17 protein-coding genes are annotated in these 20767 nt (G+C 58.0%); 14 read left to right on the top strand and 3 right to left on the bottom strand.

Features of this window, described 5'->3' with window-relative positions:
* Nucleotides 1-152 precede the first annotated feature (152 nt).
* Complete coding sequence (locus ACFPPA_RS14845; RefSeq protein ID WP_377321262.1) at nucleotides 153-1754, top strand: electron transfer flavoprotein-ubiquinone oxidoreductase; 1602 nt, start codon at nucleotides 153-155, stop codon at nucleotides 1752-1754.
* A 26-nt stretch (nucleotides 1755-1780) separates the two neighbouring features.
* Here ACFPPA_RS14845 and ACFPPA_RS14840 read toward each other — a convergent pair whose 3' ends face one another.
* Nucleotides 1781-2728 (bottom strand): glycosyltransferase family 2 protein, encoded by a 948-nt coding sequence (locus ACFPPA_RS14840; RefSeq protein ID WP_377321260.1) that lies wholly within the window; start codon nucleotides 2726-2728, stop codon nucleotides 1781-1783.
* Nucleotides 2721-3707 carry a glycosyltransferase family 2 protein gene (locus ACFPPA_RS14835; RefSeq protein ID WP_377321258.1) on the bottom strand — a complete coding sequence of 329 codons (987 nt, stop codon included), beginning with the start codon at nucleotides 3705-3707 and terminating at the stop codon, nucleotides 2721-2723. The genes ACFPPA_RS14840 and ACFPPA_RS14835 overlap by 8 nt, the downstream gene beginning before the upstream one ends.
* 299 nt (nucleotides 3708-4006) lie before the next feature.
* On the opposite strand from ACFPPA_RS14835, the gene ACFPPA_RS14830 reads away from it, so the two are divergent.
* The 10 genes from ACFPPA_RS14830 to ACFPPA_RS14785 all read left to right on the top strand — a co-directional run bounded on the left by ACFPPA_RS14830 (nucleotide 4007) and on the right by ACFPPA_RS14785 (nucleotide 14859).
* Nucleotides 4007-4753 carry an electron transfer flavoprotein subunit beta/FixA family protein gene (locus ACFPPA_RS14830; protein ID WP_377321256.1) on the top strand — a complete coding sequence of 249 codons (747 nt, stop codon included), beginning with the start codon at nucleotides 4007-4009 and terminating at the stop codon, nucleotides 4751-4753.
* 122 nt (nucleotides 4754-4875) lie between these two features.
* Nucleotides 4876-5820 carry an electron transfer flavoprotein subunit alpha/FixB family protein gene (locus tag ACFPPA_RS14825; protein WP_377321254.1) on the top strand — a complete coding sequence of 315 codons (945 nt, stop codon included), beginning with the start codon at nucleotides 4876-4878 and terminating at the stop codon, nucleotides 5818-5820.
* A gap of 71 nt (nucleotides 5821-5891) precedes the next feature.
* Nucleotides 5892-6866: a UDP-glucose 4-epimerase GalE gene (gene galE, locus ACFPPA_RS14820; protein ID WP_377321252.1), complete on the top strand. Its 975-nt coding sequence runs from the start codon at nucleotides 5892-5894 to the stop codon at nucleotides 6864-6866.
* 169 nt (nucleotides 6867-7035) lie between these two features.
* Entirely contained in the window at nucleotides 7036-8238 is a 1203-nt protein-coding gene (locus ACFPPA_RS14815; RefSeq protein WP_377321250.1) for a glycosyltransferase family 2 protein, read from the top strand.
* Complete coding sequence (locus ACFPPA_RS14810) at nucleotides 8238-8630, top strand: GtrA family protein (RefSeq protein ID WP_377321248.1); 393 nt, start codon at nucleotides 8238-8240, stop codon at nucleotides 8628-8630. Before ACFPPA_RS14815 ends, ACFPPA_RS14810 begins: the two co-directional genes overlap by 1 nt.
* The gene (locus ACFPPA_RS14805; RefSeq protein ID WP_377321246.1) at nucleotides 8608-9309 is read left to right on the top strand and encodes a class I SAM-dependent methyltransferase; all 702 of its coding nucleotides are present in this window, start codon (nucleotides 8608-8610) and stop codon (nucleotides 9307-9309) included. Before ACFPPA_RS14810 ends, ACFPPA_RS14805 begins: the two co-directional genes overlap by 23 nt.
* Complete coding sequence (locus ACFPPA_RS14800; RefSeq protein WP_377321244.1) at nucleotides 9306-11339, top strand: hypothetical protein; 2034 nt, start codon at nucleotides 9306-9308, stop codon at nucleotides 11337-11339. The genes ACFPPA_RS14805 and ACFPPA_RS14800 overlap by 4 nt, the downstream gene beginning before the upstream one ends.
* Before the next feature lie 82 nt (nucleotides 11340-11421).
* Entirely contained in the window at nucleotides 11422-12492 is a 1071-nt protein-coding gene (locus ACFPPA_RS14795; RefSeq protein WP_377321242.1) for an acyltransferase family protein, read from the top strand.
* A 443-nt stretch (nucleotides 12493-12935) separates the two neighbouring features.
* On the top strand, nucleotides 12936-14111 hold the full coding sequence (locus ACFPPA_RS14790) for an NAD-dependent epimerase/dehydratase family protein (RefSeq protein ID WP_377321717.1): 1176 nt from the start codon (nucleotides 12936-12938) through the stop codon (nucleotides 14109-14111).
* A gap of 124 nt (nucleotides 14112-14235) precedes the next feature.
* Nucleotides 14236-14859: a class I SAM-dependent methyltransferase gene (locus ACFPPA_RS14785; RefSeq protein WP_377321240.1), complete on the top strand. Its 624-nt coding sequence runs from the start codon at nucleotides 14236-14238 to the stop codon at nucleotides 14857-14859.
* 1 nt (nucleotide 14860) lies between these two features.
* Here ACFPPA_RS14785 and ACFPPA_RS14780 read toward each other — a convergent pair whose 3' ends face one another.
* On the bottom strand, nucleotides 14861-15727 hold the full coding sequence (locus ACFPPA_RS14780; RefSeq protein ID WP_377321238.1) for a lysylphosphatidylglycerol synthase domain-containing protein: 867 nt from the start codon (nucleotides 15725-15727) through the stop codon (nucleotides 14861-14863).
* Between the two features lie 410 nt (nucleotides 15728-16137).
* Here ACFPPA_RS14780 and ACFPPA_RS14775 point away from each other — a divergent pair, with 410 nt between their 5' ends.
* From ACFPPA_RS14775 to ACFPPA_RS14765, 3 genes are all read left to right on the top strand, one after another.
* Nucleotides 16138-17079 carry an NAD-dependent epimerase/dehydratase family protein gene (locus ACFPPA_RS14775; RefSeq protein WP_377321236.1) on the top strand — a complete coding sequence of 314 codons (942 nt, stop codon included), beginning with the start codon at nucleotides 16138-16140 and terminating at the stop codon, nucleotides 17077-17079.
* 23 nt (nucleotides 17080-17102) lie between these two features.
* Nucleotides 17103-18182 (top strand): glycosyltransferase family 2 protein, encoded by a 1080-nt coding sequence (locus tag ACFPPA_RS14770; RefSeq protein ID WP_377321234.1) that lies wholly within the window; start codon nucleotides 17103-17105, stop codon nucleotides 18180-18182.
* A 339-nt stretch (nucleotides 18183-18521) separates the two neighbouring features.
* A complete protein-coding gene (locus ACFPPA_RS14765) occupies nucleotides 18522-20681 on the top strand; it encodes a hypothetical protein (RefSeq protein ID WP_377321232.1) in 2160 nt (719 codons plus the stop codon).
* Nucleotides 20682-20767: the final 86 nt, after the last annotated feature.

Raw genomic sequence — 20767 nt, 5'->3', positions numbered from 1 at the left:
TCGATTATCGCCGTGTCCCGTGCAGCGATTGCAAGCGGTAGCGCAGCACGCGTTGCCGCGCGCGGCGCGAAACCGGACAATGCGCGGGAGTATCGTGTGCCGACACGGCGCCGAACACCCCTTCACCCGCACCATCCCAGCTGGAGTCCGCCATGAGCGAACGCGAAACCATGGAATACGACGTTGTCGTGGTCGGCGCCGGTCCGGCCGGACTGTCGTTCGCGATCCGCCTCAAGCAACTGAAGCCCGACGTCAGCGTGTGCGTGATCGAGAAGGCCTCGACCATCGGCGCGCAGATCCTGTCCGGCGCGGTGATCGAGCCGCAGCCGCTGGATGCGCTGCTGCCCGGCTGGCGCGACAACCCGCCGCCGGTCTGCGTGGCCGCCGGCGAAGACGAGTTCTGGCTGCTCAGCAAGACCGGCGGGCGCAAGATCATGGTGCCGCCGGGCATGAAGAACCACGGCAACTTCATCGTCTCGCTGGGCGCGATGTGCGCGTGGCTGGCGCCGCAGGCCGAGGCGCTGGGCGTGGACGTGTTCCCCGGCTTCGCCGCGGCCGACGTGGTCCACAACGAGGACGGTTCGGTCGCCGGTGTGCGCATCGGCGACATGGGCGTGGCGAAGGACGGCACGCACAAGCCGGGCTACACCGAAGGCATCGACATCAAGGCCAAGGTCACCGTGCTGGCCGAAGGCGCCCGCGGCAGCCTCACCAAGCAGTTGATCAAGCGCTTCAGGCTCGACGCCGGCAGCGATCCGCAGGGCTACTCGATCGGCATCAAGGAACTGTGGCAGCTGCCGCCGGGCCGGGTCACCCCGGGCAAGATCGTGCACAGCTTCGGCTGGCCGGCCGACAGCCACACCTACGGCGGCAGCTTCCTGTATCACCTGGACGGCGATCGGGTCGCGCTCGGCTACGTCAGCGGACTCGACTACACCGACCCGAACTACCAGCCGTGGGAGGCTTTCCAGCAATGGAAGAACCACCCGCTGACCAAGCCGATGCTGGAAGGCGGCACGATCCTGTCGGCCGGTGCGCGCGCCATCGTCACCGGCGGCTATCAGTCGCTGCCGAAGACGGAAATGCCCGGTGCACTGCTGATCGGCGACACCGCCGGCCTGCTCAACGTGCCCAAGGTGAAGGGCACCCACCAGGCGATCAGGAGCGGCATGCTGGCCGCCGAGCACCTCGCCGCGAGCGGACTCGATGCGGCCGGCTTCGACGCGAAGCTGCGCGGCTCGGCGGTGATGGCCGAGCTGAAGAAGGTGCGCAACATCAAACCCGCCTTCAAGAAGGGCCTGTGGTTCGGCATGCTCAACGCCGCCTGGGAAACCGTGACCGCCGGGCTCTCGCCGTGGACGCTGAAGAACAAGGCCGACTGGTCGTCGCTGCACAAGCTCGGCGCGCAGGAGGAACCCAAACGCGACTACCTCCAGCGCACGCTGGCACCGCGCGATCGCCTTGCCGGCGTGTACTTCGCCGCCACAGAGCACGACGAGGACCAGCCGATCCACCTGCACGTGGCCGACACCTCGATCTGCATCGACCAGTGCACCACCGAATACGGCAACCCGTGTACCCGCTTCTGCCCCGCCAACGTCTACGAGATCGTCGAGGACGAGGCCGGGCGACGCCTGCAGATCAACGCCGCCAACTGCGTGCACTGCAAGACCTGCGACATCAAGGATCCGTACGAGATCATCACCTGGGTCACCCCCGAAGGCGGCTCCGGGCCGAACTACCAGAACATGTGAGGCAAGCTCTTCGCCGCCCGATCCGGCTAGCCGGATCGGGCCGTCTCCCTCAGCCACGCGGGAGCTTCGCCCTGGCGGCCGCGCACGCCATCCCACAGCCCGTGGAACATGCAGCGCAGGTTGCGCCGGCGCGGCCCGATCAACACGCCGAACAACAGCAGCTTGACCAGCACCCGCGGCAGATCCTGCGCGATCCATACCCGCGGCGTATGCGACAACCGGTACAGGCGGATGCGGTTGCGCATCATGTAGTACAGCCGCGCCGGCCCGTGCACCACGATCTGACCCAGGCCCAACGGCAGCGCCTGGCGGGCATCGCCGAGGCAATGATGCATCGTGGCGGCGCACACGCCATGCAGCGTGTAGCCCTGCGCACGCGCGCGGAAACCCCATTCCAGATCGACATTGTCGATGAACAGCCCCTCATCCATCGGGCCGACCCGGTCCAGCACCGCGATCGGCATCAGTGCACCGGAGCTGATCAGGAAATCGCAGGCGATGGTCTGCCCGGCGGATTGGCACCAGAGCTTGCGGTTCAGCGGAAAGCCCAGCCGCACGAAGGGGGCATGCCGCTCCTCGCGGGTGTCATGAAAACGCGGCCCCACCGCGGCGACCCGGCTGCTTGCCGACAGCGTCTGCAGCGCCGCCAGCAAGGCTGCCACCATGCCGTCGCCCGGCATGCTGTCCTGGTCGAGCAGCAACACGTGGCGATAGCCGTGCGCTCGCGCCCAGTCGATACCGATGTTCTGCGCCCCCGCCAGGCCCCTGTTGCACGGTTGGCACAGCACCGCGCCGCCCCGCCCCGAGATCGCCTCGCCCAGCCGCATCTGCCAGTCGCCGCTGCTGGCATTGTCCACCAGCACCACCGCGCCGACCTGGGCCGCCAGCGCATCGACCAGGGCCGACAAGGCCGCCGGCTCGGGGTGATAGCTCACGATCACCGCACAGACAGTCGCCACGGAATGGTCAGTCATGGCGCAGCAGATCCCGCAGCATCGAGCGGATGCCGGTGCCGTAACGCCGGTAACCGCCCAGCCGCGCCTCCCGCAGGATGACCGGCAAACGCCGCCCTCGAGGCAATCGACCGATCGCCGCGCGTCGTTCGAAATGCCCGCGCTTGTGACGAATTTGCTGGACACGTTCGATACCCCGGGGGAATTCACCCTGCCGGATGAATTCTTCCAGACGCTGCAACCGCTCCGCCTCGCCCGCCAGCATCTGTCCCCGCGGCAGCAGCAGGTCAGCCCATTTCATCGCCAGCGTTCGCCGGCGCGCACCAATCTGGTTTGCCCCATGCTGGCGATAATCGATCAGCGGCTCATCAACGAAATCAATGCGCCCGGTTGCGGCGGCCACGGCGGCGAGCCACTCATCGTGAATCCAGTTCGCCGCCACCGGCAATGCCCGGGTGACCAACTCGCGCCGGAAAGCGCTGGTGGCTCCGGTCACGAAGCTGCGTCGCAGTACCACCTCGAACGCCGCTCCGGCGTGGATCGCCTGCTTCTCCTGCGAGGTCAGTTGCAGCGCGGAGAACAACGAGCAGCGCAATGAATCGCCATTCGCATCCACCAACCGGGCATCGCTGTGCAACAGGAGCAACGACGGGTCGCCCTCGAACCTTGCAGCCATCCGAGCCACCTTGTCGCGCCGCCAGACGTCATCCTGATCGCACAGGAACAAGATGTCGCCAGTGGCCAGGCGCATCGCCTCGGAGAAATTTTCGACATAACCAAGATTGTGCGGATGGCTGCGCAGTTGCACCTCGATACCGGCATCACGCGCCCGCACGGCAAACGCCTGCAGGATGTCCTGCGTGGCATCCGTCGATCCGTCGTCGCCGATGACGATTTCATCAGGCAGCAGGGTTTGCTCGAGCAGACTTTCCAGTTGAGGCTGCAGAAAGGGAGCCCCGTTGTACGTACAGATCACAATGGAAAGACGGGGTGATGTCATCGTCACTCACTTCTGTACATATTGACGGGGAAGACCACATCGAAACCGGTCAGCCGCGAGGACTTCGTCGTCGGAGAAGGGGCTGGCCCAGGTCATCGCCGGGACAGAACGGCAGATGACCCCAACCCGCCGGTGGTACTCACTGACAGCGGTGGCACATCATACCCAGACGACGCCGAACAAGCCCGGCCCGGGCCGGGGTCGGCAACATGCCATGCCAAGACGAGCGCTCGGGTTAGAATAGCCCGCTGTGTCACTAACCGCCCGCGCTGCACGGGCGCATGTCTAAGGAATCGTTGATGAAAATCTTGGTCGGCTACAAGCGTGTCGTGGACTACAACGTGCGCATCCAGGTCAAACCCGACGGCAGCGGCGTGGTGACGGATGGCGTGAAGCTGTCCGCCAACCCGTTCGACGACATCGCGCTGGAAGAAGCCTTGCGCCTGCGCGAGAAGGGTGTCGCCGCCGAAGTGATCGTGGTCGGCATCGGCCCGGCCGATCTCACCCCTCACCTGCGCAACGGCCTGGCGATGGGCGCCAACCGCGCGATCCACGTGGTCACCAGCGAGGCGGTGCAGCCGCTCACCGCGGCCCGGGTCTTCCTCAAGCTGATCGAGAAGGAGCAGCCCGGCCTGGTGATCCTCGGCAAGCAGGCGATCGACGACGACGCCAACCAGACCGGCCAGATGCTCGCCGCGCTGTGGGGCCGCCCGCAGGCCACGTTCGCCGGCAAGGTCGAGATCGCCGACGGCAAGGCCACGGTGACCCGCGAGGTCGACGCCGGCCTGGAAGTGATCGAGGCCGAGCTGCCCGCCGTGATCACCACCGACCTGCGCCTGAACGAGCCGCGCTTCATCAAGCTGCCCGACATCATGAAGGCCAAGGCCAAGCCGATCGACACGATCGAGTTCGACTCGCTCGGCGTCGCGGCGCACGACCATCTGAAGACCACCCACTTTGCCCCGCCGGCCCAGCGCAGCAAGGGCGTGATGGTCAAGGACGCCGCCGAACTGGTCGCCGCTCTGCGGCAGAAAGGCCTGCTTTAACCCCTCATTCCGCACCGCTCCTGTGGGAGCGGCTTCAGCCGCGATGCCGTTGATCCATCCAGCAGCAGAGCATCGGGACTGAAGTCCCTCCCACAAGGCAGCAGACACAAGGAACGCATCTCATGAGCAAGATCCTGATCATCGCCGAACACCTGGGCGGCAAACTCAACTCCGCCACCGCGCGCGCGGTCAGCGCCGCCGTCGCGGTGAAACCCGAGGCCATCGACGTGCTGGTGCTGTCCGACGCACCCGACGCGATCGCTGCCGAAGCGGCAAAGATCGAGGGCGTGAGCAAGGTGCTCACCATCGCCAGGCCCGAGAATGCACATCCGCTGGCCGCCGTACTCGCCCCGCAGATCGCCCAGGCCGCCGCGGGCTACAGCCACGTGTTCGCCCCGTCCACCACCTTCGGCAAGGACCTCGCCCCGCGCGTCGCCGCCCTGCTCGGCGTGGCCCAGGTCAGCGACGTGATGAGCGTGGAGTCCTCGCATACGTTCAAGCGCCCGATCTACGCCGGCAACGCGATCATCACGGTCGAGGCGAATCCCGCCCACACCGTGGTCGCCACCATCCGCACCGCCTCCTGGTCGGCCGCCACCAGCGGCGCCGGCAACGCGCCGGTCGAGGCGCTGGCCAGCGATGTCGCCCTGCCGAGCCACACCCGCTTCGTCGAACTGCAGCAGGGCAGCAGCGACCGCCCGGACCTGCAGGGCGCCAGCAAGGTGGTGTCCGGCGGCCGCGGCGTGGGCTCGAAGGAAAACTTCGACATCATCTACAAATTCGCGGACAGGATCGGCGCCGCCGTGGGTGCCTCGCGCGCCGCCGTCGACGCCGGCTACTGCCCGAACGAGATGCAGGTCGGCCAGACCGGCAAGATCATCGCGCCCGAGCTGTACATGGCGATCGGCATCTCCGGCGCGATCCAGCATCTCACCGGCATCAAGGACGCCGGCACCATCGTGGCGATCAACAAGGACGGCGAGGCGCCGATCTTCGAAGTGGCCGATTTCGGCCTGGTGGGGGATCTGTTCAAGATCATTCCGGAGCTGGAGCAGGCGCTGGGCTGACCGGCCTTCTCCGCACAGGGGAATGGCAGTGACCCATCAGCTCCATCAGGCAACTTGCTAAGGGACTTTTCATGAAGGTGCTGGTTTGTGGTGGCGCAGGCTATATCGGCTCCCATGTTGTGCGCTATTTAAACACCAACGGACATGAAGTCGTAGTTTTCGACAATCTCTCGACCGGACATCGCGAGGCGGTGGGAATGGCACAATTCGTCAAGGGAGATATCCTTGATTCAGCCGCACTTAACGAGTTGTTCGCGAATTGCCGGTTTGACGCGGTAATGCATTTTTGTGCGCTATCGCAAGTCGGCGAGTCGGTCGTTGAGCCGTACCGCTATTACCATAACAACGTCGTCGGCACCCTAAATTTGCTGCAGGCCATGCGTGCGGCAGGGGTGCGCAAGCTGGTCTTCTCCTCTACTGCCGCCGTATTCGGCAATCCGGAACATGATTTTATCGATGAAAATCACAGCACCCGTCCAATAAGCCCCTACGGCGCCAGCAAACTGATGATTGAACGGATGCTGGCTGACGCGGCCGGGGCATATGGCTTGCGCTCGGTCGCATTACGCTATTTCAATGCTGCCGGCGCGGATCCATCCGGTGAGATAGGGGAGCTGCATGAACCGGAAACGCACTTGATCCCCAACGTGCTGCTTGCTGCCTTGGGCAAGGATGTTGAATTGAAGGTGTTTGGAAATGACTACCCCACGCGCGACGGGACCTGCGTACGTGATTACATTCATGTAAATGACCTGGCATCGGCTCATCTGAAAGCCATGCACTTCATGAATGAGCGTGAAGGATTCCACGTATTCAATCTTGGCAACGGCAGGGGATTTACCGTTCTGGAAGTGATTAATGCCGCCCGATATGTGACCGGTGAAAATATCAACTTCAAGTACGCACAACGACGAACAGGAGATCCAGCTGTGTTGGTTGCCTCTGGCGACAAAGCCAGGATGCTGATGGAATGGACGCCACAAGTAACTGATATCACTGACATCATAGAGACAGCCTGGCGCTGGCATCGGCGTATCAAGCACTGACTGTGCCTCAATGAACAGCACGACCGGGCACAATGCTGTTTGCCGACAGCCCGGAACGCACGACATCCTGTGTCACTAGACCCTTGGTCAATGGCTATAGATGAAGCTCATTGGATAAGCACTACTTCCTTTGACGGTCTGAAGGCAATATTCGGAGAACATGTTTAACATGGACAAGACATCCACATTAGAATTGACCATTTTGATGCCCTGCCTCAATGAGGCTGAAACACTAGCCACATGTATCGACAAGGCGCGGGCGTTTCTTCAGAGCAGCGGAATCCAGGGAGAAGTGCTCATTGCCGACAATGGCAGCACTGATGGTTCCATCGAAATTGCTGAGAGGCATGGTGCCAGAGTGGTCCATGTCCCCATTCGTGGCTATGGGGCGGCCCTGTCCCATGGGATCGCGAATGCCCACGGACAGTTCGTGATCATGGGAGACTCTGACGACAGCTACGACTTCAGCAGACTTGCTCCCTTCGTTGAAAAGCTTCGCGAGGGCTTTGACGTTGTCATGGGCAACCGATTCAAGGGCGGCATCGCTGCGGGAGCCATGCCTTTTCTGCATCGCTACCTGGGGAACCCGGTGCTGAGCTTCATCGGACGTCTGTTCTTTTCCATCCCGGTCAGGGACTTCCACTGTGGACTTCGTGGCTTCAATCGCCAGCGAATTCTCGCGCTGAATCTCATGACCACTGGCATGGAGTTCGCCAGCGAATTGGTGGTCCGTTCAGCCCTGGCGAAGTACTCCATCACCGAAGTTGCCACCACCCTTTCCAAGGATGGTCGCTCGCGACCGCCACATTTGCGTACCTGGCGTGACGGCTGGCGCCATCTGCGTTTTCTGCTGTTGTTTAGCCCACGCTGGCTGTTCCTGTATCCGGGACTTATCACCTTCGTCCTGGGTGCGATCCTGACGTTCGCATTGTTTCCGGGACCGGTGACGATAGCGCGTGGCGTCACTCTCGATATTCACAGCATCATCGTCGGGTGTATCACGATGATCATCGGGACCCAATGCATATCGTTTGCCGTAGTAGCCCGACGATATGCCGCCTCGAGCGGACTGTTGCCGGCTGACTATCGCCTCAGGAGGGCTGTTTCACCGCTGACACTGGAACGCGCACTGATGTTCGCTGGCGTTCTCCTGGTTGCTGGTGGCATGGGTGTCTTTCACTGCCTCAATATCTGGCGACACGCCGATTTCGGGCCATTGCAGTACGGTGAAATATTGCGCCTGCTTCTGGTCTCGGGGACCGCTATCGCATTGGCGACCCAAGTCGCCTTTACCAGCTTTCTATCGGCCTTCCTCGATATCGAGGTGAAAAGCCCCGTGAAGCCCGACGCGGCACAAGGTGAGCCAGGCTGATGCACGGAAGAATGGCAAGGTTTCTGGTCGTTGGCGGGGGTTGCGCACTCCTTTATTTTGCGCTCGCCTGGGTGTTGCAAGCGCGCGGTGGATTTCCACCGTTCTTGGCAACGGCTGCCGCATACCTAATTTCATTCGGTATCGCATACGCATTGCAGCGAGCATGGACCTTCGAATCCAATGCGTCGCACACCGTTACTTTGCCGCGATATGCAGCAGTACAGGCGCTGGCCGCACTTCTCACCGCAGCCTCGACGCAGGCCCTAGCACACTACTATCCAAGTTCGTCGAACATGGTGATCGCCGCGGTGAGCACAGTTCTCGCCGGAAGCATCAGCTTCGTACTGTCCTCCACCTGGGTGTTTTCTCATGTCTCGAAGCCGTCCCAATAGCCAATACAACATCGCCAAGCCGGACAGTTTGCCAGTGAGACTGGCGGCCTATCAGCGGCGGCGCATGTATTCGCGATTCCTGCGAGACGTGGCGATATGCAAGAACGACTCCTTGCTCGACGTCGGAGTCACCAGCGATCGCAGCTACGAGGCGTCCAATTATATCGAGGCATGGTATCCACATAAAGACCGAGTCACTGCTTTGGGCATTGATGACGCTTCATTTCTCGAGCAGCAATACCCCGGCATGAAGTTCATTCAGGCAAGTGGTCTCGACATGCCATTTGAGGACCGCTCGTTTGATGTCGTTCATTCCTCCGCTGTAATCGAGCACGTGGGCTCGTATGAGAACCAGATCAAGTTTGTCCTTGAATGCGCTCGCGTTTCCAGGAAAGCAGTCTTTCTCACTACGCCAAATCGCTGGTTTCCCGTCGAGTTTCACACTGTGTTGCCACTATTGCATTGGCTACCGAAAACCTGGTTTCGAGCGGCACTTCGAGCCTGTGGCATGAGCTTCTTCGCTTCTGAGGAAAACCTGAACTTACTTAGCTCGAGGGAATGCAGGCGTATTGCCGCAGCCCTGCCAGATTTCGATGTCAGCGTTTCCTCGGTGGCACTTGGTGGTTGGCCGAGTAATTTGCTGATTATCGCTCTCCGGCGTGACAGGTCGGAACGATGAGGACGCATCCCGATTCGCTGGCTGCGCATGCAAAGCACTGGAGGCGTGTCTCACCGACTCTCGTGCGTAGAATCCTTGCCGCGATAACTGCGATCGCTTTCCTTATCTTTTCGATCCACACTCCGATCGTCATTCATGCCGATTTTTCAAGTGATGATGCCCTCTTCATGGCCTTGGGCAAGCAGCTCGCCGCTGGAAAGTGGCTTGGAATCTACAGTCAGTTCACCTTGATGAAGGGACCGGGCTATCCACTTTTCCTGGCCATCAATTCTTGGCTGGGGCTGCCCGTTGGCTTGTCCCATGCTGCCTTCCAGTGCGCCGCCATCGCCCTCTTCTTCTGGGTTTTCGCTCGACTCGCGAGCATGCCCAACCTCGCGCTCTGCGGGTTCATCTTCACGCTTTGGGCGCCGGCACCCTACCTCGAACGCATCATGCGGGACGCCATCTACCCTGGTGAAACCCTGCTGGTGCTGGGAACACTGTGCTACGCACTGTTCGCCGAATTACCCCCAAAAACACGGCTCAAGTGGGCCTTGCTATCGGGCCTGTTCACCGGCTGGCTCGCACTGACGCGCGAGGAAGGCGTGTGGATCGCTCCGGGCGTCACGATCATCGTGCTCTATGGCGCATGGGTCGCCTGGCGCAGGCATTCGCTTGCCCGCGATGCGTTGTTGCCGTTGCTTGCGATGATGCTTGCCTTCGTGGCGACCCAGGGCGCCTTCTCCGGCCTCAACTGGATTGCCTACGGCAGAGCCACAGGTGTGGAAACCAATAGCGCGCCGTTCAAGGAGACGCTCGCAGCGCTGCAATCGGTGGATGCCGGGCCACGCATCCCATATCTGCCTGTTTCGCGGCAGGCGCGCTTCGCGATTTACGCCGTGAGCCCGAGCTTTCGCAGCCTCAAGGACTATTTTGATCCGGCTGGCGGAAAGACACCTTGGCAATTCGGCTGCTCCTTTTATCCAGCGACTTGCGGCGACATTGCGGGGGGCTGGTTCATGTGGGCACTTCGCGATGCGGTTTTCACCAGGGGCTATTACGCGTCGCCGGTCAAGGCGGCAGCCTTCTATCGGAAACTGACCGCCGAAGTGATCCGGGCCTGCGGCAATCATCGACTGACGTGTTCGACCTCTCCTATTGCACTGCTGCCTCATATTTCTGCCGACCAGTGGCGGAAGCTTCCCGCCAGCCTGCTGTCGGGAGCTCGGCAAATCACTGACGCACAACTACCTAGCCTCGATCCGGGACGGAGCTCCGGAAACCCGAGGGATATTGAAGCCGACCGCGCGTTTCTTGGAAATCCGGTTATAACGGCGCAACATTCAGAAGCAGATACTCCTGAACACAACTATCATGTTGCAGGCTGGTACCGATCGCCAACTGGCAACTGGGTCTCGGGCCAAATCGAGCAAACCGACGGCGATACGTGGATCATCCCCATTGCACGCGTCACCAGCCCCGATCTGGTGGCCGCATTCAAGGACCCCGGCGCGTCGCAGGAACGCTTCGACTTCAATATAGTGTGCAGCACCCCCTGCAACCTCAACTTCGTTGGCGAGCGTGGCGCTTCCATACCGCTGAACCTTGGACAATTGGTTGGCCAACACGTCCAATACCCCCTTGGCGCGGCCACCCTGAACATCGATGTGGTCTCGGAGCACTCCGCCGGAGCCCTCGGCCCGGATATCCAGATCAGGGCCGCGACAGCGGTAAGACGTTTCTTCGGCGGGGCCTTCTCCATCGTCATGCCGTGGCTAGCCGCCGCCGGCCTGCTGGCGATGCTGATCGTCGCTGGCGTAGCACTCTTCAAGCGCCGGCTTGAGACTATAAGTGTGCTGGCCACTGCCGTCTGGGCCCTGCTTGTATCGAGATTGCTGCTACTCGGGATAGTCGATATTTCCGCCTTTCCGGGCATGATCACCCCATATCTTTCGCCGGCGTATGTGCTGGTGTGCGTAGCCGTAGTGCTCTCGTTTGCTGCGCTAAACGCAACGATACGAAGAATGCGCGAGCTGAGCCGAGACTCATGAGGACCGCCCCACATCTCCCCAGGCAAGTGGCTATCAATTGTCGCCATACAATCGAAGAGATGTTCTCGAGCGAGGAGCGCTCATGATGCTGTCAGATTTTGAAAAGCGTCGAGACAATAATTTCACTTTTCTGCGATTCATTCTGGCGTGGTCAGTACTTATCGGTCACTCGTTCCCAATTTCGGCAAATGGGTCTGATCCCATCTCGAGACTCCTGCTACCTTACGCATGGATAGGTAGTATCGCAGTCAGCGGGTTCTTCGCAATTAGCGGCTATCTGGTCACCGCCTCATTTACAAAAAGAGGGGCTACCGCATTCGTCGCCTCCCGCGCACTGAGGCTATACCCGGCGGTCATCGTCTATTCTCTGGTTGCCATACTGTTAATCGGCCCCCTGTGCACCAGCGTATCCCTCGAACAATACTTCCATTCCAACCCTTGGGCCAATATGTGGAATGCCACGCTGTGGGAGTGGAAGTACAACTTGCCTTATGTCTTTTCGCACAACCACTTTGCCGGGGCTACTAACGGTTCATCGTGGACTCTGCCGGTTGAACTTCGATGCTACCTGCTCGTGGTACTTCTGGGATTTTTTGGTGTACTCGACACACGCATCAGAGCCAGTGCTGCACTGGTTATATTGCTGGCCGTCACGCATTTCAGCTCGGGCTCGCTGCCGCTGTTTGAGCAGTCGAGTAGTTTTGCAAGTCCGCTGACGTTCTTCCTGCTTGGCTCGCTGGCATGGATCAACAGAACGGCGCTGCCACTGAATTGGGCTCTCGCAATCGCCGCCTCGATTGGCCCCTTTGCCGCGGTGGAATTCGGGCACTTCGAGTATGTGTACCCGATCTGCCTTACTTATCTGTTGTTTATCTTCACTTACCGACTACCTCACTTCGACATGGATCGGCTGGGGGATATTTCATATGGCGTTTATATCTATGCTTGGCCAATTCAGCAATTGGTATGGAGACCAGGCCAAAGTGCTTATATGAACATCCTTCTTTCGACTGTGATTGTCTTTCCCATCGCCTACTTGTCATGGCGCCTGATCGAAAAACCGGCAATGGGCCTCAGGAAGAAGCTGCCATCTTTTGGAGAGCGGCCTGCGAAAGGTCGCGGGCTAGCCGAATCGGCTGAGGCGGCTGGTTAAGCCGGCGTGTCAGAGGGGGAAGCTTCCACCGGACCGCCGTGATATCTCGCGACGCGCGCTCGCATAGCGCGCCCCAAAAGGGCATCATCGTCTGTAGCGACCGGTGGCCTCACTATGTAAGCCGCCTGAAGCGGGCTGCCATTGAAGGAGACTCAACCGTCAACTTATCTTGATCATGCCCCCTCGCACATAGGCCACCGGATTCGGCGAGGGAGAACATGCGGGACGCTGGTGGGGGAGCATGAAGCGTCCAGGGAATGCGGCCTGCAGTTCGACCCTTAACCCGCCATCTAAAACGCGCCCAACCGGGAGACCAGAATTGCATGGACGCACCGGCCGCACTGGCGGCGAATCCAACCGGCAACAACAACGAGATTCCAAGCACGAAAACAGAACGGGCCGAAGCGCCCCGATCGAACTGAAGGAGAAGCACGATGAAAGTGATGGTTCTTGGCGGTGATGGCTTCTGCGGATGGCCGACGGCACTGCATCTCTCGGCCCAGGGCCATGACGTACTGATCGTCGACAACCTGTCGCGGCGCAATATCGACATCGAGCTGGAGTGCGAGTCACTCACACCAATCCGCCCGATGGGCGAGCGCTTGCGCACGTGGAAAGAGGTATCCGGCAAGGACATCGAATTCCATAACTTCGACGTGGCCGTGAACTACCACCGCCTGCTGGACGTGATTCGCACGTGGAAACCCGACGCCGTCGTTCACTTTGCCGAGCAGCGCGCAGCCCCTTACTCGATGAAGTCGAGCAGGCACAAGCGTTACACCGTCAACAACAACATCGGCGCCACCAACAACCTGCTGGCCGCAGTTGTGGAAAGCGGACTGGACATCCACATCGCCCATTTGGGCACCATGGGTGTATACGGCTACGGCACTGCAGGAATGAAGATTCCCGAGGGCTACCTCAAGGTGAAGATCGAAGTCGAGGGTGGCGAATTGGTAGAGAGCGAAATTCTCTATCCCACCAACCCTGGCAGCATCTATCACATGACCAAGACGCAGGATCAGCTGTTGTTCCACTTCTACAACAAGAACGACAAGGTTCGCATCACCGACCTGCACCAGGGCATCGTCTGGGGCACCCAGACCGTCGAGACCCGCATGGACGAGCGCCTGATCAATCGCTTCGACTACGATGGCGACTACGGCACCGTCCTCAACCGTTTCCTGATGCAGGCATCGGTCGACTACCCGCTGACCGTGCATGGAACGGGTGGCCAGACCCGCGCTTTCATCCACATCCAAGATACGGTCAAGTGCATCCAGATCGCGCTGGAGAATCCGCCCAAAAAGGGGGACCGCGTGCACATCTTCAACCAGATGACTGAAACCCACCGCGTGCGCGACCTCGCCAAGATGATCGCCGACCGCACCGGCGCCAAGATCGATAACCTGCCCAACCCGCGCAACGAGGCCGACGAGAACGAGCTGCACGTGGCCAACGACCGCTTCCTGCACTTGGGCCTGGACCCGATCACGCTAAGCGAGGGCCTGATGGAGGAAGTCACGGAAATCGCCAAGAAGTACGCCTACCGCTGCGACCGCAGCAGGATCCCGTGCGTATCGCTGTGGAACCGGGACGTCGCCACCAGCAAGACCTGATCGACGTCATGGGCCAACAGCAAATCGTAAACCCTTCGAAGCCTCGCGCACATGTCAGACGCTCAGCGCGGACCTCGAAGCGTTTTCGTCAATCTCAGGCAATGCATCTTCGGGCCGGACATCCATGAAAGAAATAAACGAAACCCCTTATGTCGGGTTAAATGACGCAGCACCCCTCACCAAATGGCTCGCATCGGCGCGCACGAACAGGGTTGTCCCATTCCTCAAGGGCGACATGCTCGAACTCGGCTGTGGAGCGGCCACCATCCTAGATTCCAGTGAAGTGCGTAAAGCGATCTCGTCTTACACCGGAGTCGAGGCCCTGGAAAGCAGCATCTCCGAACTTCGGACCAGGTATCCAGACCATTCCTTTTATTCATTCGATCTCGACACGATCACCTGGCCCCTGGAAGAAAAGTACGACTGCGTGTTGGCGCTGGCGGTAATAGAGCACCTCTGGAATCTCAAGGCGATATTCTTGAATCTGAGAAGGATATTGATCGACGACGGGCTTGTCATCATTACAACACCGACGCCCTATGGGAATCACGTCATCCTCCGGGCGCTTGCATTTATCGGACTAGTACGTAAAGACGTAATTGACGATCACGTCACAATTTTCAACAAAAAGCTTTTTATGCACGCCTGTATTGAATTCGGCTTCAAAATTGAGCGGTACCAGAAATTTCAGTTCGGCGGCAACCAGCTGGTTGTCCTCAGGAAGCTTCCCCACCCTGACGAACAGTAAGCTACAAATCGAGGCTTTTCTTGATATGAGCTCCCTGACTAAAAATAAACAGGAGCCCCAGGAAAACAAGAAATATACTGCGATCCAAAACGTTTGCCGCCATGATCGTGGATGTATCGACATGATGCAGTTTCTGGCTGAAGAACAGAAAGGACTCACGAATACCGATGGCCCCGGGTGTCAAAGCCACAAACACTGAAAAATTGGCAGCGCCGGTATAGGTCACCGCCTGCTGCAAAGTTACACCGGGGTTGATCGAACGTAACTCGTAGGCATAGATACTCGCTTGCGCAATCAGCAGTATCATGGTCGCGACAAAAAGAAAACCAAAGTTCGCAAATCGCATGTCAAGTGCGTCTGTTCTCGCCCCTGACCGCCGCTCGTACAAATACATTATCGATATGCTTCCCATCACAACAAGTGTCACGCCGAGCGTGGTCTGCCACCATGGCCGACTAGAGACAAGCAGCATGAACGCGCTGCCAATGGCGTAACTCATGTAGTAAATCAACGTCGCCAGAATGAAGTGGCGCATGCCCAGCTGGTAACGACGTTTCAGATATAACCCTCGCACGGCCACACCACCCTGCCCGGGCACGAAGAAGTTGACCAGCGTAGAGTACGTGTTGAGCAATAGATTTTCTCCCACGCCAAGGGTGCAGTTACAGATACGCAGGGTAGCTTGAACAGTTAACGCCATTGCACCAAACCAAGCTAGGTACAGCAACACGAGCACCGCCACCACATGTGGCGGAGTACGCACGAGTTGCTTGAGCAGATCGGGATGATTCTTCAAGTAGTAACTGAAGACTCCCGCTGTAGCCAAAAGGACCAACAGGCGCAATGAATTCCGTAAAAGCTTGTTCATGGTAGATATCTATCATCCACAGTCAACGCCATGTCTATTCCAGCCTGAACAGGAATATTTGGCCTTCGCAAGCGCAGGGTGAACGCTCATTTCGCACCAAAGTCGTGTCACGCCATCCTAGCAGGTGGTGGACGCTCACCTTGCAACAGCTGGTTCCGCACCGTCCCGACAGCCATCGTTCCTTGCGCTTCAAGTTGGCTTTGGATAAGGTTGTATCGATAACGTCCCAGCTTGGGGGTGCTGGTTTTTCTCGCAATGAACCGCATGACTTCAAATAATTGTCATTGAAAGATCAAGGATCGCAATTAGGAAATTGTGAACGAAGTGACTCGGGATATCTTTTCGCGAGCGGTTTCGATCGAACCGGGGTCACGCAATCGCCTTTGATTCCAAAAATAGACCGAAAAACAATGAACTACTACAATTATCACCGGATTCTGGTAACTGGCGGTGCTGGCTTCATTGGCGCAAACCTAATTCGTCAGTTGCGTGATCACGGCAAAGAAATAGTCGTCGTGGACAATTTGTCGGTAGGCCGTAATTCATATCTGGATGGCGTTGATGTCCAATTTCACCGGAGAGACATCCGTCAATTGGATGAAATCCTTCCGTGTTTCACAAATGTGGATGCGGTTATTCACCTGGCAGCCTTTGGTAATGTAGTCGACTCAGTCCAAACTCCGATAGACAATTTCCGCGTGAACGCACAGGGGACATTGAATGTCCTTGAAGCCGCACGACTTTCAAATGTCAGGAAATTCGTATTTGCCTCAACAGGAGGCGCATTGATGGGTAATGCCACACCTCCCGTCAATGAGAAATCAGTACCGCAACCAATATCCCCATACGGCGCGAGCAAGCTGACAGGAGAAGGGTATTGCAGCGCATATGCAGCATCGTATGGCATGAAGACAGTGTGCTGTCGATTTGCTAACGTATACGGAAAGTACAGCGCGCACAAACAAGGTGTGATTACGCGATACATCAAGGAAATTCACGAAGGTCGGTTTATTACAATATATGGCGACGGAACTTCCGTGCGCGATTACATTTATGTGGAAGATCTATGTAATGGAATTATTTTGTCATTGAACAAGGATACGGAAAATTTCGATATTTTCCACCTGGCAACGGGACAAGGTACTAGCATTTCGCAGCTGGCCGACGCCATTTATCGTCATTTTCCGAACAAGGTCATACCGATCAAGTATGAACCTGTGAGAGTTGGCGAGGTGGATAAAAACTTTGCAATTTATGACAAGGCTCAGGAAAAACTCGGGTTCAAGCCTGAAACGTCGCTTCCGGATGGATTGGAAAAGACCATAAAATGGTACAAAGAACACGTATTGTAGCAACGTGGAAGGAAACAGCTCAAATGTATGAATTATTCTTCAATTCCTTTCGTCCCTTCAGTGTAGTCGTCGGACTGTTGCTGATGTTTTTCTCAGGCAAGCGCCTGCGTGACTTCACGACAGCGCGAGTACAAGATAAGTATCTGTTCGTCGCCGGCGTATTGCTGATCGTGATCAGCGCCTTACATGTAGTTATTCGATCGACGGCCAGACTTTTCGGACTTTCTCCCGCCCAGAACGGCGGCATCATTCTGTCCATGATCCTCGCCATCGGCATTTTGTTCATGCTTATTTTGCAGCTGTTGGACAAGAGCGAAGTAAACAAGCGCAAGCTGGATTTATTGAACAGAGAGTTTTCCTTGACGAATTTTTACACTTCTGACGAATATAAAAAGATTCCTCAAAAGGATCAACGGCAGGTATTGTGCATTGTCCCTTCGTACAACGAGGCTGAAAACCTCTCTCATTTGATTGATCGATTCAGCAGCCTTATCGATTTTGGGAAATCGCTGACCGTTCTGCTTGTAGATGACGGCAGCAGCGATAACACCCGTGATATTGTTGTTGCATCGCCTTGCGTATATTTTCGACAAATGACGAATCGGGGCCAGGGCTCCGCGTTGCGCGCTGGCTACGAACTGGCAATCAATTTGGGGTATCAGTATGTAGTGACGATCGATGCCGACGGCCAGAACAACCCGGAAGAAATTCCCTCCTTGGTAGAGCCCTTGATGAAAGACGAAGCGGATATGGTGATTGGATCGAGGATACTAGGAAAACACGATATCACGGTTGTTTGGCGTCACTGGGGAGTCAAATTCTTCACGGCTTTATTCAATTTACTTAGCGGACAACAAATAACGGATATTTCCAGCGGTTTCAAGGCGATAAAGGTATCTTCATTGAAGCTTTTGAATTTGCATGAGGATCAATTTCAGGCATCCGAGTTTTTGATGTTGTCTGCCAAGACAGGGGCTCGCTTTCGGGAGGTACCGATACATTTCAAGCAGAGACATTCCGGAAAAAGCAAGAAGGGCAACGATCTGTCTTACGCCATCAAGTTCTGCTCCGTGTTGTTTTTCACCTGGATTCGCTACAGATAAATTTCGTTAACTGCGTTGGTTTTAATAGCGCATGTCCTGGTCGGATATTTTCCAATGGCACGCCTGCGAAATATGGTGATCGGTATCGCACTGGGAGTCAGCGCCGGCCCTACCAAACCGCGTGCTCCTTTCAATCTCGGTATCAACGTAAATGACAAAAACCCATCTCTGCGGCAGCCGTCCACTAACATGTGCGCCCATGCTCTCGCTCGCCAGCTGTTTTGGATTATTCAATATGATTTAGGGCCTGAAGTGCATTAGGGTTCAGGATGCAACGCTGGGACCTCTTTTGGCTCCGTTCCAAGGTCGCGCTTCGCAATGGGATCCACGGTCAACCTGATGAATACACTTGCCAATTCGCTCGGCTCGCGGCTTTTCCGCTATAGGCTCACCTCGCCAGCGTCTATGCGTAGGGGCGTTGCTTCTGTCGCGGCTATCGCCTTCCTGATCGTAGCGTCCCACACTCCCATCGTCGTCCGGACCAATCTTTTACAGGATGATGGTCTTTTCATGGCCTTGGGTCGATACCTCGCTGCCGGTCACTGGTTGGGTCCCTACGGCCAGAATACTTTGGCGAAAGGACCGGGCTATCCGCTTTTCCTGGCGCTCAATTCATGGCTGGGCTTGCCTGTCGGTTTGTCCCAGGCCACGCTCAATTGCGGCGCCATCGCCCTGTTTTTCTGGGTGTTCGCTCGACTCGCCAAAATGCCCAACTTGGCAGTATTCGGGTTCATATTCACGCTCTGGGCGCCAGCACCCTACCTCCCGCACGTCCTGCGGGAAAGCATCTACCCGGGCCAAACGTTACTGGTGTTGGCCGCCCTGAGTTACACGTTATTCGGGGAATTTAGGCCTAAAGCCCGTCTTGGATGGGCCCTGCTGACGGGCATGCTGGCCGGCTGGATGGCGCTGACCCGGGAAGAAGGCATCTGGATCGCTCCAGGAATCGGCATCTTCGTGCTTTACGGCGCATGGGTTGCATGGCGCAAGCGCATGTTCGTATATCACGTCCTCACGCCCATGCTGGTGATGATCGCTGCCCTCGTGACATGCCGGATCGGCTTCTCCTGCCTCAATTGGGTCGCCTACGGCAGGGCCACGGGGGTGGAAATGAACAGCGCGCCATTCAAGAATGCGCTTGCGGCGCTGCAGTCGGTGGACGCCGGGCCACGCACTCCCTACCTACCGGTTTCGCGGCAGGCGCGATTCGCCATATACGCCGTGAGTCCCAGCTTCCGAAGCCTGAAGGATTATTTTGATCCGGCCAACGGAAAGACGCTCTGGCAATTTGGCTGCTCGATGTATCCAGAAACATGCGGCGATATTGCGGGTGGCTGGTTCATGTGGGCTCTCCGCGATGCCGCAGCCACCAAAGGGTATTACGCGTCTCCAGATCGGGCTGCAGACTTCTTCCAGAACCTGACCGGTGAAGTAACTCGAGCCTGTCGCGACCATCGCCTCAAGTGTTCGCCATCCCTTTTTGCACTCCTGCCCCATATCTCGGAAGACGAGTGGCGTAACCTTCCCGCCAGCCTGCTCGAGGGAATACGCCTCATAACTGACGAAGAACCCGTCGATCTCAATCCAGGGATAAGTGCCGGCAGCCCGAAGGATCTGAATGTCAATCTCGCGTTTCTCGGGAATCCGGTCATCACGCCAGTAAATTCGGAGCGGGACGCAAACGAGGACAAGTTTCACATTGCGGGCTGGTATATATCCCCGTCACACAGCTGGATCTCCGGCCAGGTCGACCAAGCCAACGGCCCTACCCGGAGCTTCCCCATTTCGCGCGTCGCCAGTCCGGACCTGATGGCGGGCCTCAATGATCCGGGCGCTGCGAAGGATCGCTTCGACTTTACGGTCGCGTGCGGAACGCCCTGCCACTTCAACTTCGTGGATGATCAAGGCGCAACCCTGCCGCTGAATCTCTTGCAACGGGCTGGCCAACGCTTTCAATCCTCTTTCGGCGCGGCAACCTTGAACATCGATGCACTCTCCAAATACCCCAATCACGATGCCCGCCCGGAGATTCAGGCCAGAGCTTCGACGGCGGTACATCGGTTTTTTCTCCGCACCTATTCGCTCTTACTACCATGGCTTGCGGGAGCAGCCTTGCTGGCCATGTTCCTCGTCGCCGGTTTAGCGGTGTTCAAACGCCGACTGGACAAAATCACGGTCCTCGCAGCAGCGGTCTGGGCCCTGATTGCATCGAGGCTGCTACTGCTGGGGATTGTCGACATTTCCTCATTCCATGGCATGCAGCCACGCTTGCTTGCACCAGCGTATGTGCTGATGTGCATAGCCGTAGTGCTGTCTTTTGCTGCGCTAAAAGCGATGACAGATGGAATACGCAGACCCGGTAACGGCTCAAGCCCAGTCTGGGCGGCATACAAGCGGCTTTCGGCCAGCTTGGCGCTGTGCGAAGACCGCCTTCGCACCGGGACGGACCGTATCCAACAACTCTGCCAGCAGCGCCTCAGCGGCAACTCAAGTGGGTAAGAAACAGGCGACAACTACCCTTACACGCACCGCGTGCGCACTCGCGGGTGCAGGGTCAGCGGCGTCTCAGCACCAAACTGCTGGCG

The sequence above is a fragment of the Rhodanobacter ginsengisoli genome, from assembly GCF_042657065.1.
In the GTDB taxonomy this organism is placed as follows: Bacteria; Pseudomonadota; Gammaproteobacteria; order Xanthomonadales; family Rhodanobacteraceae; genus Rhodanobacter; species Rhodanobacter ginsengisoli.
Note: the sequence above shows the minus strand (reverse complement) of the source record. Positions and strands in the feature narration are given on the sequence as shown.